Annotated in this window: 10 protein-coding genes, 1 tRNA gene, 2 rRNA genes and 1 riboswitch; of the genes, 5 read left to right on the top strand and 8 right to left on the bottom strand. The window is 42.3% G+C overall.

The window, feature by feature from the left end:
• The 3 genes from L4C39_RS12335 to L4C39_RS12345 form a co-directional block, all read left to right on the top strand.
• Positions 1 to 121, top strand: a 23S ribosomal RNA gene (locus L4C39_RS12335); the annotation flags it as partial.
• Positions 122 to 215: 94 nt separating this feature from the next.
• Positions 216 to 331 (top strand): 5S ribosomal RNA (gene rrf / locus L4C39_RS12340).
• Between the two features lie 67 nt (positions 332 to 398).
• Positions 399 to 475: transfer RNA gene (locus L4C39_RS12345), tRNA-Asp, on the top strand.
• A gap of 66 nt (positions 476 to 541) precedes the next feature.
• Here the strand turns inward: L4C39_RS12345 and L4C39_RS12350 are convergent.
• The 3 genes from L4C39_RS12350 to L4C39_RS12360 all read right to left on the bottom strand — a co-directional run bounded on the left by L4C39_RS12350 (position 542) and on the right by L4C39_RS12360 (position 2,713).
• Entirely contained in the window at positions 542 to 1,093 is a 552-nt protein-coding gene (locus tag L4C39_RS12350) for an IS630 family transposase (protein WP_429746355.1), read from the bottom strand.
• Positions 1,039 to 1,239, bottom strand: coding sequence for a winged helix-turn-helix domain-containing protein (locus L4C39_RS12355; protein WP_429746357.1), 201 nt, complete (start codon positions 1,237 to 1,239; stop codon positions 1,039 to 1,041). The genes L4C39_RS12350 and L4C39_RS12355 overlap by 55 nt, the downstream gene beginning before the upstream one ends.
• Positions 1,240 to 1,432: 193 nt before the next feature.
• Entirely contained in the window at positions 1,433 to 2,713 is a 1,281-nt protein-coding gene (locus L4C39_RS12360; RefSeq protein WP_429746170.1) for a cation:proton antiporter, read from the bottom strand.
• A gap of 190 nt (positions 2,714 to 2,903) precedes the next feature.
• Between L4C39_RS12360 and metH the strand changes: the two genes are divergently transcribed.
• Positions 2,904 to 6,581 (top strand): methionine synthase, encoded by a 3,678-nt coding sequence (gene metH, locus L4C39_RS12365; protein WP_136994214.1) that lies wholly within the window; start codon positions 2,904 to 2,906, stop codon positions 6,579 to 6,581.
• 63 nt (positions 6,582 to 6,644) lie between these two features.
• Here metH and lysC read toward each other — a convergent pair whose 3' ends face one another.
• Positions 6,645 to 8,018, bottom strand: a complete 1,374-nt coding sequence (gene lysC / locus L4C39_RS12370) for a lysine-sensitive aspartokinase 3 (RefSeq protein ID WP_113799648.1) — start codon at positions 8,016 to 8,018, stop codon at positions 6,645 to 6,647.
• A gap of 99 nt (positions 8,019 to 8,117) precedes the next feature.
• Positions 8,118 to 8,294: riboswitch (Lysine riboswitch) on the bottom strand.
• A gap of 165 nt (positions 8,295 to 8,459) precedes the next feature.
• Here lysC and L4C39_RS12375 point away from each other — a divergent pair.
• Positions 8,460 to 9,578, top strand: a complete 1,119-nt coding sequence (locus L4C39_RS12375) for a pyridoxal-phosphate-dependent aminotransferase family protein (RefSeq protein WP_429746173.1) — start codon at positions 8,460 to 8,462, stop codon at positions 9,576 to 9,578.
• A gap of 57 nt (positions 9,579 to 9,635) precedes the next feature.
• Here the strand turns inward: L4C39_RS12375 and L4C39_RS12380 are convergent, their stop codons facing one another.
• From L4C39_RS12380 to L4C39_RS12395, 4 genes are all read right to left on the bottom strand, one after another.
• Entirely contained in the window at positions 9,636 to 11,402 is a 1,767-nt protein-coding gene (locus L4C39_RS12380; protein WP_429746175.1) for a PglL family O-oligosaccharyltransferase, read from the bottom strand.
• Between the two features lie 91 nt (positions 11,403 to 11,493).
• The gene (gene uvrA, locus L4C39_RS12385; RefSeq protein WP_429746177.1) at positions 11,494 to 14,319 is read right to left on the bottom strand and encodes an excinuclease ABC subunit UvrA; all 2,826 of its coding nucleotides are present in this window, start codon (positions 14,317 to 14,319) and stop codon (positions 11,494 to 11,496) included.
• 140 nt (positions 14,320 to 14,459) lie between these two features.
• Positions 14,460 to 15,332: a UTP--glucose-1-phosphate uridylyltransferase GalU gene (galU, locus tag L4C39_RS12390; RefSeq protein ID WP_113799620.1), complete on the bottom strand. Its 873-nt coding sequence runs from the start codon at positions 15,330 to 15,332 to the stop codon at positions 14,460 to 14,462.
• Positions 15,333 to 15,439: 107 nt separating this feature from the next.
• Positions 15,440 to 16,090: a LuxR C-terminal-related transcriptional regulator gene (locus L4C39_RS12395; RefSeq protein WP_429746179.1), complete on the bottom strand. Its 651-nt coding sequence runs from the start codon at positions 16,088 to 16,090 to the stop codon at positions 15,440 to 15,442.
• Positions 16,091 to 16,360: the final 270 nt, after the last annotated feature.

A 16,360-nucleotide genomic window follows, 5' to 3' on the forward strand; every position in this document is an offset into this window, starting at 1 on the left:
CTTCCCTGGCACTATAAGTGCCCTAAAGGGTTGTTCAAGACTAGAACGTTGATAGGCAGGGTGTGTAAGTGCTGCGAGGCATTGAGCTAACCTGTACTAATTGCCCGTGAGGCTTAACCATACAACACCCAAGGGGTTTTGATGGACTCGATATATACAGACAAACTTGAATGAGTTTAGAGAACGAAAACAGCTTTCCGAATTTTAAGAATTTGCTTGGCGACCATAGCGTTGCGGACCCACCTGATCCCATGCCGAACTCAGAAGTGAAACGCAGTAGCGCCGATGGTAGTGTGGGGYTTCCCCATGTGAGAGTAGGACATCGCCAGGCTTTAAATTAAATCTTTAGGTTGACCGACCTGGAGATATGGACGCTCACATAGTGAGTTGACCACTGCGGAGTGGTAGTTCAGTTGGTTAGAATACCGGCCTGTCACGCCGGGGGTCGCGGGTTCGAGTCCCGTCCACTCCGCCACTTATTTTAAAAAGCCCTAATCGAAAGATTAGGGCTTTTTTACGTTTGTCGTTTGGGAAAATGGTATCAATCTCTTGTGCGCATTTTTGCGACTTGGCCTCGGGACTTCAAAAAGCCATTCCAAGCACGACATACCTGAGAAACAATATCGTCATAATCCTTGAAACTTTGGTTTGCTAGATAGTGCTGTCTCAACCAACTCCAAACTTGTTCAATAGGGTTCAGTTCGGGAGGATAGGGGGGAAGTTTAATGATACTGACATTATTAAATTCATTGCCAATGTCATCGCTATGCCAACTTGCGCCATCCATTGTCACGACGGCATGGCGACTTTGTTCAGTGGCTTTCGATATCTGCTCTAGATGACTTATCATGATGTCTTTGTTAACCCAAGGAACGACAATGGCCTCACCCATTCCTTTTACTGGGCAGACAGAGCCAAATAAATAAGCGTATTCAAATTGCTGTTGTTTAACGACTCTAGGCCTTGTGCCACACTCTGCCCAAAGTTGAGTCGTTGTATTCTGTTGACCAAACCTAGCTTCGTCTTGAAACCAGACATCTACGCTCTCTCGCCCAACGTGACCGGGAATTTTAAGGATCGTTCTATTTGGGATTTTTTAAAATCGTCTTGGGCCTTCTGCGATTGCTTAGAGGGTTTTGAACGAGAAGTTATCCAAGAAAAACCCATATGCTCAAGCAGGAAATAGATCGAATTAGGATGGTAGTGTTTATCAAAATGCTCAAGAGCCAGCAATAGCATTTTAATTTGAATAGTTTCTGTTGGCTCACAAGTTTTTGAAATAAGTATTATCAAGGCTATCCATCAATCGTTATTACAATAATTTGGTAGCCTTAATTAAAGAATAAATTACAGTTAGTGAATGTTGTGGAGTGTTTAAATTTATTCACTGACATGATTTTTTACAAAAGATCCAATCTCCATTGCATAATCATTACACGTTATTTGTCTCTTCTTTTTTCGCTTTCTCTATTAGTGGTGTAATCGTTGATCCCTGAATTAGAATTGAGAAAACGACAACGGCATATGTCATGACAAGTAGAATCTCTTTAACATCTATCATTTTATCTGGAATGACCATTACGCCCGATGGAATGGATAGTGCCATTGCAAGCGCAAGCCCTCCTCTGAGTCCACCCCAAGTCAGTATTTTTATCGACCATCGATTGTAAGTTCGAAAGCGACGAAAGCCTAAGTATGATATCCACACACTCAAATAACGACTGACAAGAACAAGAGGGATAGCGAATATCATTAAGAGCCAATCCTCTTGGTGAAACTCAAAAAGTAGCATCGACATACCAATTAATAGAAATAACACGCCGTTTAAAAACTCATCGACGAGTTCCCAAAAGTGATCGAGATGTTCTTCACTCTCTTTCGAAAAACCAATGTAGCGCGTCCAGTTGCCGATCATAATTCCAGAGACAACCATAGCAAGCGGCCCTGAAACGTGTATAACATCGGCAAATACATAGCCAGCCGTTGGTATGCCTATAGTCAGTAGCAGCTCCATAGAGTGATCATTAGTAGAGCTGATGAGGTAGTGAAAAAGAAGACCTAAGGCGAAACCGTAGATTATGCCCCCCAGCCCTTCTTGGATAAACAGCATGGTGACACTGCTAGCTGTTGGCTGTTCTGTGCCAAAAGCAATAGTGAATAAAGTGACAAAAATAACCAAGCCAAAGCCATCATTGAACAGCGATTCGCCCTCGATCTGAGTTGATATCCGCTTTGGCGCATCAAGCTTTTTCACTATAGCTAACACAGCGATAGGGTCGGTTGGAGATATTAGTGATCCAAACAAGAGGCAGTAGACTAAGTCAAAATCAATTCCAATGAGTTGACAGAATGTATATAGAATGAAGCCAATGAAAAATGTGGAGAATAATGTAGCACCTAACGCTAATGTCGTGATTTCCCACTTTTGATCTTTTAGATTCGGAAGTTTTATCCCCAAACCTCCTGCAAATAATAGAAAGCCTAAAATGCCCTTAAGTAGGAAATCTTCAAAGTTGATGGTTGCCATCGTATCTGTGGCGACTTCTGTTAATTGAAACCAATCATTTTGTCCTGCAATAATGATAAGCAAAGATAACATTAGAGCGCCAGCTGTTATGGCAATGGTGGTTTGCATCTTTCCTATCTTGCTGTTTATAAAAGCAATCATCATCGCAGCAGCGGATAAAAAGCAAAGAGTGTAATAGACAGACATTCACGGACCTATTTGTAACAAAATATGACTAATATTTTCAGCGGATAAAGCCCAAATAGCAAACAGTTTTTGTTAATGCTCTGTGAAGTTATTAGTTTCTTCTGAACAAGAATAAAGGAGTTATAGACGTCTAGATTTCTACTTTTTCTGTGATAGGATGTTAGAACAACTAAAGGAATGAGGTGGTATTGTGGGAAGCAATATAAGAAAACAGATAGAAGCTCAACTTAAGCAGAGGATTTTGCTTATTGATGGTGGCATGGGAACTATGATCCAGGGCTACAAACTCGAAGAACAGGAGTATCGAGGGGAGCGTTTTTCTGAGTGGCATTGCGATCTGAAAGGAAATAATGACCTATTAGTACTTAGCCAACCTCAAATTATTAGTGAGATACATCATCAGTACCTAGAAGCTGGTGCTGATATTTTAGAAACTAATACCTTTAATGCGACGACCATTGCCATGGCTGACTATGACATGGAATCGCTGAGTCGAGACATTAACTTTGCTGCGGCTAAACTCGCTCGAACTGCAGCTGACGAATGGACTAAAAAGACACCTGATAAGCCGCGATACGTGGCAGGTGTATTAGGTCCAACTAACCGAACTTGTTCCATTTCGCCAGATGTGAACGATCCTGGCTACCGAAATGTATCTTTTGATGAATTAGTAGAAGCATACTCTGAATCGACGCTTGCCTTGATTGAGGGAGGGAGCGATCTCATCCTGATTGAAACTATATTTGATACTCTGAATGCTAAAGCATGTGCATTCGCGGTTGAAACGGTTTTTGATGAGTTAGGTTATTCGCTTCCTGTCATGATCTCAGGAACTATAACAGATGCATCTGGGCGTACTTTATCAGGACAAACTACAGAAGCTTTTTACAACGCACTAAGACATGTACGACCTATATCGTTCGGTTTGAACTGTGCTTTGGGGCCAGATGAACTTCGCCCTTATGTTGATGAATTGTCGCGTATTTCTGAATGTAGTGTTTCTGCTCACCCTAACGCAGGTCTCCCTAATGCATTTGGCGAATATGATTTGTCACCTGAAGACATGGCTGAACATGTCAAAGAGTGGGCTCAAAGTGGATTTTTGAACCTTATTGGTGGCTGTTGTGGCACAACGCCTGAACATATTCGTCAGATGGCTCAGGCTGTGGAAAATATTACGCCAAGAGCTTTGCCAGAGCTTCCTATTGCTTGTCGACTTTCTGGTTTAGAACCTTTAACTATTTCAAAAGAATCATTGTTTGTAAACGTTGGTGAGCGTACCAATGTGACGGGTTCTGCTCGCTTTAAACGTCTGATTAAAGAAGAACTTTATGATGAAGCCCTAAGTGTTGCGCAGGAACAAGTTGAAAATGGTGCCCAAATTATCGATATCAACATGGATGAAGGAATGCTTGATGCCGAAGCGTGTATGGTTCGCTTCCTTAATTTATGTGCTTCTGAGCCCGAGATATCCAAAGTCCCAGTGATGGTTGATTCCTCTAAATGGGAAGTGATTGAAGCCGGACTTAAATGCATTCAGGGTAAAGGTATTGTTAACTCGATCTCTCTTAAAGAGGGCAAAGAAAAGTTTGTAGAGCAAGCCAAGCTCGTTCGTCGCTATGGTGCTGCTGTGATTGTGATGGCATTTGATGAAGTTGGGCAGGCCGATACTCGTGAACGTAAAATAGAAATTTGTACTAACGCCTATAACATTCTTGTCGATGAGGTTGGCTTTCCACCTGAAGACATTATATTCGATCCCAATATCTTTGCCGTTGCGACAGGGATTGATGAGCATAATAACTATGCGGTCGATTTCATTGAAGCGGTCGGTGATATCAAACGAACACTTCCTCATGCCATGATCTCTGGTGGTGTTTCAAACGTCTCATTTTCATTCCGCGGTAATAATTACGTTCGTGAAGCTATCCATGCTGTTTTTCTATATCACTGTTTTAAAAATGGTATGGATATGGGAATTGTTAACGCAGGCCAGCTTGAGATTTACGACAATGTCCCTGAAGATTTACGCGAAGCAGTTGAAGATGTAGTCCTAAATAGAAGAGATGACTCTACAGAACGCCTATTAGATATCGCGACAGAATATTTGGAACGGGCTGTTGGAAAAGTTGAAGATAAGTCAGCACTTGAATGGCGAACTTGGCCTGTAGAGAAACGTTTAGAACACTCTTTAGTCAAGGGTATCACTGATTTTATTGTCGAAGATACTGAAGAAGCCCGAACAAATGCGAGTCGTCCTATTGAAGTGATAGAAGGCCCATTAATGGATGGGATGAACGTGGTTGGTGACCTCTTTGGTGAAGGGAAAATGTTCCTCCCTCAAGTTGTGAAATCAGCACGAGTGATGAAGCAAGCCGTTGCTCACTTAGAGCCTTTTATCAATGCATCAAAAGAAGCGGGAAGCACGAATGGTAAAATTCTTCTCGCAACTGTAAAAGGAGATGTTCACGATATCGGTAAAAACATTGTAGGGGTTGTGCTGCAGTGTAATAACTATGAAATTATCGATTTAGGAGTAATGGTTCCTTGCGAAAAAATACTGAAGGTCGCCAAAGAAGAGAATGTCGATATCATCGGATTATCAGGTTTGATCACGCCTTCGCTTGATGAGATGGTACATGTGGCAAAAGAGATGGAACGACAGGGATTTGATTTGCCACTATTGATTGGTGGCGCGACAACGTCAAAAGCACACACTGCAGTTAAAATTGAACAGAACTACAATCAGCCAGTTGTCTATGTCAACAACGCTTCTCGTGCGGTTGGGGTTTGTACCTCTTTACTCTCTAATGAACTAAAACCAGCCTTCATTGAAAAACTTGATCTAGATTATGACCGAGTTCGAGACCAGCATAATCGCAAAACACCACGAACGAAACCTATTACCCTTGAAGAAGCAAGAGCGAATCGAGTTGAGATTGATTGGCAAGCTTATACACCGCCAGCGCCTAAAAAACCGGGAGTCCATATTTTTGATGATGTAGACATTGCCACACTGAAAGATTACATCGACTGGACGCCATTTTTTATGACGTGGTCATTGATGGGGAAATATCCTGCAATTCTTGATCATGAAGAAGTTGGTGAAGAAGCGAAGCGCTTGTATCAAGACGCGAATGAGTTACTTGATCGGGTAGAACGAGAAGGATTGCTCAAAGTTCGTGGTATGTGTGCACTTTTCCCTGCAAATAGTGTTGATGATGACATTGAAGTGTATTCAGATGAATCACGCACTGAAGTCTTAGATATCTTGCATAACTTACGTCAACAGACGGCTAAACCGAAAGGGTTTAACTACTGCCTGTCAGATTACATTGCACCAAAATCGAGTGGTAAAGCGGATTGGATTGGTGGTTTTGCGGTGACTGGAGGGATTGGGGAGCGTGAACTGGCTGACGATTATAAAGCTAAAGGCGATGATTATAATGCCATTATGATTCAAGCTGTGGCTGACCGTTTAGCTGAAGCTTTCGCTGAATATTTGCATGAGAAAGTACGTAAGGATATTTGGGGTTATGCGGTTGATGAGAATTTATCGAATGATGAATTGATCCGTGAAAAATACCAAGGTATCCGACCTGCTCCTGGTTATCCAGCATGTCCTGAACATACAGAAAAAGGGACATTATGGACGTTGATGAATGTAGAAGAAGCGATTGGTATGTCATTGACGTCTAGCTATGCAATGTGGCCGGGCGCGTCGGTTTCGGGGATGTATTTCTCACACCCTGATTCTCGCTATTTTGCGATTGCGCAGATCCAACAAGATCAAGTGGAAAGCTATGCCGATCGTAAAGGGTGGGATAAGTTGGAAGCCGAAAAATGGCTTGGGCCTAATATCAATTAGAAAAGTGTCTTAATAAAATGCCCGCTGATCATCAGCGGGCATTTTTGTTCGTGGTCGTATTAATTATGACTCTTCAAATAACTCTTGATGGAGTTTTTGAATGGCGCTTTTGGCAACCGACTCGTGGAGTAAGAAGCAAAGATTATGCGGGCTGGCACCGTAACAAATCATGCGTAAATTAAAGTCTTCCAGCGTGCTGAATACCTGTTTCGCGTATCCTTTACTTTCACTCATATTATTACCAATAAGAGCAACAAGGCAGAGGTTGTGCTCTACATCGACGGTGCACAGTGCTTCAAGTTCTTGTTTTACAATGCTTGGTAATTGAGGTGCTCCGCCTGCGGTATCTGTTTGATCAAGAGTGAGAGAGACACTTACTTCAGATGTGGTGATTAAATCAACAGAGATTTTATGCTTAGCTAGAATCTGGAAAACATCGGCCAGAAAGCCGTAAGCATGAAACATGTTTGGGCTGCGCAGTGTCACCATGGTTTGATTGCAGCGTAACGCGAGAGCTCTAAAAAGAGGTGCGCTGGCGACCTCTTGACGAATCCATGTCCCTCCTTTCTCTGGTTCTTTTGAGGATCCAACAAAAACGGGGATCTGGTGTCGCAATGCAGGTAATAAAGTTGAAGGGTGGAGGATTTTGGCCCCAAAATTGGCCATTTCAGAGGCTTCACTAAAACTAATTTCTGGAATTGGGGAGGCTTTTTGCGCAATACGAGGATCTGTAGTGTAGATACCTGGGACATCTGTCCAAATTTCTAAACCTGATGCTGAAACTGCTTCAGCAATAAGTGCGGCACTATAATCACTGCCTCCTCTTCCAAGTGTAGTAGTTTGGCCGTTTGAATCAGATCCAATGAAGCCTTGAGTGACAACAACATGTTCTTGGCAAAGAGGAGAGAGTTTCTTACTTGCAAGTGAGGAAATGATGTCTAATTGAGGTTCTGCTTTTCCAAACGCACTATCAGTTTTTAGTATTTCGCGAATATCAAACCTTACCGCATGAATTCCACGCTCTCGCATTAGTTGAGTCAAAATGTGCGTCGACATTAACTCGCCACAAGCAACAAGATTATCGGTGAGTCTCGCGGAAGGCTGAGATGCCGATTCTTCAGCCAAACTTGCAACATCACTCAATATGGTATCGATTGATGGTTTAATAGACGGAGCGTCAGTCAATTGCTCAAGTATTGCTTGGTGAATCTTATCAATTTTATTAATCAACTCTTGGCGACGTGTTGAATCGGTAACGCCATTCGCTAATTCAACTAATAGATTCGTCACGCCAGAACACGCACTGCTGACGATGAGTTTAGTGTTTGGGTTGTTTTCTACAACTGCAGCACAACGGTTCATTGCTTCAAAGTTAGCGACACTTGTTCCGCCAAATTTTGCAACGTTAAAGGAACCAGCTACATTCAATGTACTCACGATATATCTCCCACGACTTCCTGATAAATAATTACGGATTGGTAATCCAACATCCAATGTTTGAAGAGAGAATTGAGCAGAGGCAATAATAGAATAGAACACCTCAGAAGCTCCTCATCAGATAGAACTGATGACAGTCGAAGGGATTCAGCCCGTTCAACCGACAACTCAAAGCCACAACTTTGAATTACCTCGGCATTGCTCCCCATGAATGGTTTGTATTGGAGTTGAGGCTCCACAAAACATCTGCCTGGGCAATGCTCCTCTTCTGCTAGATAGCTTAGACATTGAACGTTTTTAGGGAAGAAAAGTCAATTACTATGCATAAAATAAATTTAACATTTTTGTGACACTGGTTTGACCTCATACTTGAGTCGAATTGTTGTTCGCTGAAAATTCGATTAACCTATTCACTCATATAGCCATTCGCAAGGAGCGTTTATGCCAATTCAAAGTTTTTTTCCACCACATCGAACATTGATGGGGCCGGGACCATCGGATATCTCACCGCAGGTCTTACAAGCGCTTAGTCGTCCAACTGTTGGTCATCTTGACCCACTTTTTATTCAAATGATGGATGAACTTAAACAACTACTAAAGTATGCCTTTCAGACTGAAAATGAGTTCACTATTGCTGTTTCAGCTCCAGGCAGTGCGGGCATGGAAGCTTGCTTTGTTAACCTCATCGAGCCAGGCGATAAAGTGATTGTTTGCCGCAATGGAGTGTTTGGCGAACGAATGCGTGAAAATGTGATCCGTTGTGGTGGTGAAGTAGTCCTAGTGGACGATGAATGGGGTAAACCCGTCTCCATTGGTAAAGTTGAGCAGGCATTATTTGAAAACCCGGATACGAAGATCCTCGCTTTTGTCCATGCAGAAACGTCCACAGGAGCATTGAGTGATGCTCAAGCGTTAGGTATGTTAGCAAAAGATTACGGTGCTTTAACGATTGTCGATGCTGTTACCTCTTTAGGTGGTGTGCCTTTGCTGGTGGATGAATGGCAGTTAGACGCGGTTTATTCAGGAAGCCAAAAGTGTCTGTCTTGTGTTCCTGGCCTATCCCCTCTGACTTTCTCTGCTAAAGCCATTGAAAAAATTGAATCGAGATCAACGCCGATTCAGAGTTGGTTTCTTGATCAAAGTTTAGTGTTGGGCTATTGGAGCGGAGAAGGAAAACGTAGCTATCACCACACTGCACCTGTCAACAGTTTGTATGCACTGCATGAAGCGTTAGTGTTACTCCAAAATGAAGGGCTTGAACAGGCTTGGAAGCGTCATAAACAGATGCATGAAAAACTGAAAAGTGGCCTTGAGCGACTGGGTTTCACCTTTGTGGTTGATGAAGCGAGCAGATTACCTCAGCTTAATGCCGTGTTTATCCCAGAAGGTATTGATGAAGCGGCGGTTCGAGGGCATTTATTGAATGAGTATAACCTTGAGATTGGTGCTGGCCTTGGCGCTTTGGCGGGTAAAGCTTGGCGAATTGGTTTGATGGGTTATGCAGCACGCAATGAAAATGTGTCGTTATGCTTACGAGCGTTAGAAGAGTCGCTGACTTAAGCTGTATTGAGTTAGTGCGATTTAAAATGGCGAGCTATTAACTCGCCATTTTTGTGTCTATTGTTTCGCTGCAGGAGATTGAGAGACGGCTGACGATGGCGGAGTGTATTGAACCTTCGAGAAGTCTTTATTTGGAAACAAGAAACGAGCTTCGGCCCTGACTTGCTCAGCTCTACTTGGGTCGCTAAGCCCCTGATAAGCCAAAATAAGATTGCTGTAGAAAGCTGGACGCGGCTTGGTTTTAATAATATCTAAAGACCAAGATACATATGGTTTTATCAAAGCTGAATCTTCTGTGTATAACCCAATATTGAGATAAGTGCTGTAAACATCCCAATCAAAACGGTCCTTCCAAACTACGGGGTTTGTGACTTGCTTTAAAATATCAGGATCTTTGGGAGCTGAACGTTCAAATTGAGTCAGTATGTAGTTAGTGTGCAAAGCACTGAGCATATAAAAACTGGTCAGAATTGGGATAACCAAGCTCAAGACTCTGAATAATGTTTTACTGATTACTGAAAAGGGCTGAGTTTTATATTTGGATACGCGTTGATCAACCCAAAAAATGAGAATAATGAAAATCAGCCAATGCGCGGCTGAATGGTAAAACGGATATTCTAGCTGGGAGTGCAATACAATGGGAATAAATAGTGCGAACAGTGCCAGCCTTGTGCCTCGTTTTGCCGTATAAATTCGTGACAACACAAGCATTGCGGCAAGTAAAATACCAATAACTGGAACAACGCCACCTTCGACACCCCATAATAATAGTTCATTATGAGGGTGATCCATCGCTGGCAGACCAGGAGCATAACCTTTGTTTAATTGATGCTGCCTTGCGGTATACAAAATATATTGAGATTCAAACTTACCATAGCCGTAACCAGTGAATGGCTTCTCTATCACCATATCGAGTGCTTGTGGAAACGTATAAGTTCTTGGTGTTTCTAAATCTGCTTTCGCGGTGACAAAATCGTCCGTGCCTTCCGATTGAATGAGCATTACACCGAGAGCGAGACCAATCAATACGGATATGCACCAACCAACGCAGCGTTTTAATGTGGAGAAGCGGTAAAGGTAGGGCAGAATACATATCGTTCCGAAAATTGCGCCTAACCAACCAGTTCTTGACGCCAGCGCAATGAGTAGAGGAACGGTTAAAGCAGGAACAATATAAAGCAGAGCGACTTCATTCAGTTTTTTGTTGTACTTGTGCGGCTGCGTAGTAATAAGGTAACCAGATAGAATCAGCCCTGTAGCCAGAAAACTGGCCATAACATTAGGTTGTTGGAAAATACCATATGGACGATTCGATAGAGTGTTATAACCAAAGATATTCCCCGGTTCTAACAGAAGGTATTGGTATAACCCAAAAATAGATTGGATCACGATAGCAAGAACGATAAGCCAGAGCAGTCGCTGTTTATGACGATTACTAAACATGAATTGCTGTAAGATCACAAAAAATACGAAGCCAGCCCAAAGGCCAAGTAAGCGATTACTAACACTTTCAATATTCGCATTGAGATAAAAGATAGGCACGGTTAGCAGAATGCAGCAAAAAAACAAGCCAATGGTTAGCTTTGAATACCTTAGGACTCGATTGGTCGCAAGTTGATAGAGCCCAATAGCGACGCTGAAACTAAACGCCATCCATGTAGTCGGGTTGAAAGAGAGTGCTAATCCCGAACCGCCAGGATTTGGCATGAAAAAATGCATTGCCAATAAGAAAACGACACCTAGGGAGAGTGTGAAGATACGGTTCAAAGGAGCATTGACCATTTTCGTTTCTAATTGTGTTCCGCCTACATGCAATGTGGCCATAATGCTTTTATTCCAATCAATAAGAAGAAACCAACCGTCGCTTACTTATTATTAAGATAAGCGACTATTGCTCTTACTTTACCGTTTTTTTCTATTTCAACATAGGCTTAAGAAAGCGTGCAGTGTGTGAACCTTCGACTAGGGCGACATTTTCAGGCGTGCCTTCTGCAACAATTTCTCCACCGCCTTGGCCGCCTTCAGGTCCAAGATCGACAACCCAGTCAGCAGTTTTTACCACATCTAAGTTATGCTCAATGACAACTACCGTATTACCTCGATCTCTAAGGCGATGTAAAACGGTCAATAGTTGTTGAATATCATGAAAATGAAGGCCTGTTGTTGGCTCATCAAGAATATAGAGTGTTTTGCCTGTATCTCGTTTAGAAAGTTCACGGGCTAGCTTGATACGCTGTGCTTCACCGCCTGACAGTGTCGTTGCTGCTTGGCCTAATCGAATGTAAGACAAGCCAACATCCATCAGCGTTTGCAGTTTACGAGCAATAACGGGTACAGGTTCAAAGAACTCGCGTGAATCTTCAACCGTCATATTGAGCACTTCATCGATGCTCTTTCCTTTATATCTAACTTCCAGAGTTTCTCGGTTATAGCGTTTACCGCTGCATATATCACAAGGAACATAGACATCAGGTAAAAAGTGCATCTCGACTTTGATGACACCATCACCCTGACATGCTTCGCAGCGACCACCGCGAACATTAAAACTGAATCGTCCTGGCTTATATCCTCGGGAACGTGATTCTTGAGTCCCTGCAAACAGTTCTCGAATTGGGGTAAAGATCCCCGTATAAGTCGCAGGGTTAGATCGAGGCGTTCTTCCTATCGGGCTTTGATCAATATCGATGACTTTGTCGAAGTGTTCCAGCCCTACTATTTTCTTATAAGGCGATGGAACAGCCGTTGTTGCGCCATTTAATTGCGTGTGGGCGATTTTAAAGAAAGTATCATTGATTAGCGTTGATTTACCTGAACCTGAAACACCAGTAATACAAGTGAATAAGCCAACTGGGATGGAGAGATCGACAGATTTTAGATTGTTCCCCGTAGCCCCTAAAAGTTGAACGGTTTTCTTAGGATCCATTGGTGTTCTTTCTACTGGTATAGGGATCTCTTTAACACCGCTGAGATATTGGCCTGTGAGAGAATTTGGGTTGGCAATGATCTCATCCATCGTGCCTTCTGCAACCACTTGTCCGCCATGAACACCAGCTCCAGGGCCGATATCAATGACATGATCAGCGCATCTAATTGCATCTTCATCATGCTCAACCACAATCACGGTATTACCTAGATCTCGTAAGTGAACCAGAGTTTTTAACAGACGTTCATTGTCTCGTTGATGTAGTCCAATAGAAGGTTCATCGAGAACATACATGACGCCCATTAATCCGGCACCAATTTGACTTGCAAGACGAATACGCTGTGCTTCACCACCTGATAGAGTTTCAGAGCTACGGGAAAGGTTCAGATAATTTAAACCGACATTAACTAAGAAATGCAGGCGGTCGTTGATCTCTTTCATCACCTTATCTGCAATTTGAGCTCGTTGGCCAGTGAGTGAAAGGTTTTGGAAAAAATCCATAGCTTCACTAATGCTCATCTCAACGATTTCCGGTAGGGGAGTATCATTTAAGAATACATTACGCGCTTCAACTCTTAAGCGAGTGCCATGACAGCTTGAGCATGACTTGGTGGAGATGTATTTCGCGAGATCTTCACGAACCGAGTTGGATTCAGTATCGCGATATCGGCGCTCAAGTGTATTGAGTATGCCTTCAAAAGGATGGCGTTTTACTCGAATATCGCCTCGATCGTTGATGTACTTAAACTCGACTTCAGTGCGACTGGAACCTGACAAAATAATATCGCGAGTTTTCTTTGGCAGGCTTTTAAATGGAGCAAAGAGATCAAAGCCAAAGTGTTCTGCGAGAGAGTTCAGCATTTGGAAGTAGTAATAGTTTTTCTGATCCCAACCTTTTATCGCACCTTCGGCAATACTTAAGCTGTCATCTAAGATCACCCTGCTAGGATCAAAATATTGTTGTACGCCTAATCCGTCACAAGTCGCACATGCCCCTGCGGGGTTATTAAAAGAGAATAAGCGGGGTTCAAGCTCTTGCATGCTATAACCGCATTGAGAGCAGGCAAAGTTAGCAGAGAAAACAATATCTTCTTGAGTATCGTCATCCATCCAAGACACGGCAACAATACCGCCAGAAAGCTCCAATGCTGTTTCGAAAGATTCCGCTAAACGTTGCTTAAGATCATCACGAACTTTAAAGCGATCAACGACCACTTCAATCGTATGCTTTTTATGGAGTTCCAGCGTTGGAGGATCGGTAAGATCACAAGTTTCACCATCGATACGAGCACGAATAAATCCTTGAGCAGCTAAGTTTTCCAATGTTTTTACATGCTCGCCTTTTCGTTCCTTAATGATAGGAGCAAGCAGCATCATTTTTGATCCTGATGGAAGCTCTAAAACCTTATCAACCATCTGACTGATGGTTTGTGCGGCAAGAGGTGTTTTGTGTTCCGGACAGCGAGGTTCACCAACACGAGCGTATAGAAGACGTAAGTAGTCATATACTTCGGTAATGGTACCGACAGTTGAACGAGGATTATGGCTGGTGGATTTCTGCTCGATAGAGATGGCAGGAGATAAGCCCTCAATATGATCGACATCCGGTTTTTCCATCAAAGAGAGAAATTGGCGAGCGTACGCAGACAAAGATTCAACATAGCGTCGCTGACCTTCCGCATACAAGGTATCAAAAGCGAGTGACGATTTACCCGATCCTGATAACCCAGTAATTACGATTAACTTATCTCGCGGAATAGTAAGATTAATATCTTTAAGGTTATGAGTGCGGGCGCCTCGAATTTCAATTTTGTCCATCTTGAATGCTCATGTAATACCAAGTGAAGCAAGTATTACATAGTGTGAGATTTGTGCAAAGTTTTACTGGATAAAAAAACAGTATCTAAAAACAAATAATGCGGCATAAAAGCCGCATTATTTAGAATCAAATGGAGAGGTTAATCTTCTTTTTTCGTCGAGTGTTTATCCAGCTCTACTTTTTGAATGTCTTTCTTATATTGATGTTCAAAACAGTAGTTGGTTGCTTCAATATAGCCTTCTACACTACCGCAATCAAATCGTTTACCTTTGAATTTGTAGGCAAGTACGCATCCAGCTTTCGCTTGCTTAAGTAGAGCGTCGGTGATTTGAATTTCGCCGCCTTTACCTGGTTCGGTTTGCTCAATCAATTCGAAAATATCTGGAGTTAAGATGTAGCGGCCAATAATTGCTAGGTTGCTTGGTGCGGTGCCTTGTTCTGGTTTTTCAACCATATCATCAACACGGAAAAGATCATCTTTGATCATTTCACCTGAGATCACACCATACTTGTGTGTTTCATCTTCTGGCACTTCTTGGACGGCAACGATAGAGCAACGGAACTGCTTATATAGCGCAACCATTTGAGCTAACACACCTTGATCTTCATTTACACAGAGATCATCAGCAAGCACGACAGCAAAAGGTTCATCGCCGACTAACTCACGGCCAGTCAGAATTGCATGTCCTAAGCCTTTCATTTCACGCTGACGGATGTAAGTGAAGTTTGCAGATTCGATCGTCTCACGAATATTAATTAACAGCTCTTCTTTGTTAGTGCCGCTAATCTGATGCTCTAATTCATAGTTTTTATCAAAATGATCCATGATCGAGTGCTTGCCACGTCCTGTAACAATACACATCCCCGTCATTCCTGCTTGTATTGCTTCTTCAACGCCATACTCAATGAGTGGTTTATTGACCACTGGCATCATCTCTTTAGGCATTGATTTTGTTGCAGGTAAAAAACGAGTGCCGTAACCCGCTGCCGGAAATAGGCATTTCTTGATCATGGTAAAACCCTTTATCTGTAAGATTATATATTTTGGCCAACTGTAGCATGAATTGATATCTGAAATATGACGCTATCTAGAATTTGCTAACTCATAAGTGAGAATCTTTAGCATGATAAAAGATTTTGGTTGGCCCAGGCTATAGCTTGGACTCTATTTCTAACCGAGAGCTTTTTAAATATTTGATAAACGTGTGACTTTACGGTGTATTCACTAATAAAAAGGTCATCTGCAATTTGAGTATTTGATGAACCAGACTGTAAGCAACGTAGAATTTGAAGCTCTCTTAACGTTAGATCGACAGAGACTGGAGTGGTGTGAGAATGAACCATATGGCGATAGTAGTGTAGAAGTTGACTGCTCACTTTTCTTGGTAACCAATTTTGACCATTGATAATTTCGCCAAGGCCTTGGGCTATTATTTTAGGATTATCATTTTTATAGAACACGCCCTTAAGGCTGCCAAAAGTGAGCAGCTCATCGGTCGTTAAGCGTTTCTCAACATTAATCAAAATAGTTTCGAAATTCTTGTTGGTTAATGGTAAACCCTGAACTTGTTGGGTAATTTGACGATGGGTTTGATAATCCAATAATAGAATCTTATGTTTATGGCTTTGAAAAGCTTCCATAAGCTCAATGGGGGAGATTCGTGGGATCGTCAACCTCAACTTCTGTGCTATGAGGTCAACATCTGGATGAATAAGTGTTGGCTCAAGGCATAGGAAGTAGATCGTTCTGGTGTAGCTGGTATTTTTCATAGGGAGCCTCCTGTTGACTTGTTTAAACAGTGGCACCTTTGATTTATGTGTTCTATTGCTTATATTCTGGTTTGCGTTAGGCTTCAAATTGATAAGTAACTAAGCGATTTGTTAGCAGGCAAAAAAGTAAGATTGCTCCGAAACTCAGCGACTTGATGGCGGCAAAATCAAATCAAACCGGGAAGTTTAAGCTTTGAGATTTGTCCTAGGGGTAAAGCGTGTTATTCTTGTGGGCTGAATTTTTAATACGTATGAATCTAGACGGAGCAA

Source organism: Vibrio clamense, from assembly GCF_050337905.1.
Classification (GTDB): domain Bacteria; phylum Pseudomonadota; class Gammaproteobacteria; order Enterobacterales; family Vibrionaceae; genus Vibrio; species Vibrio cortegadensis.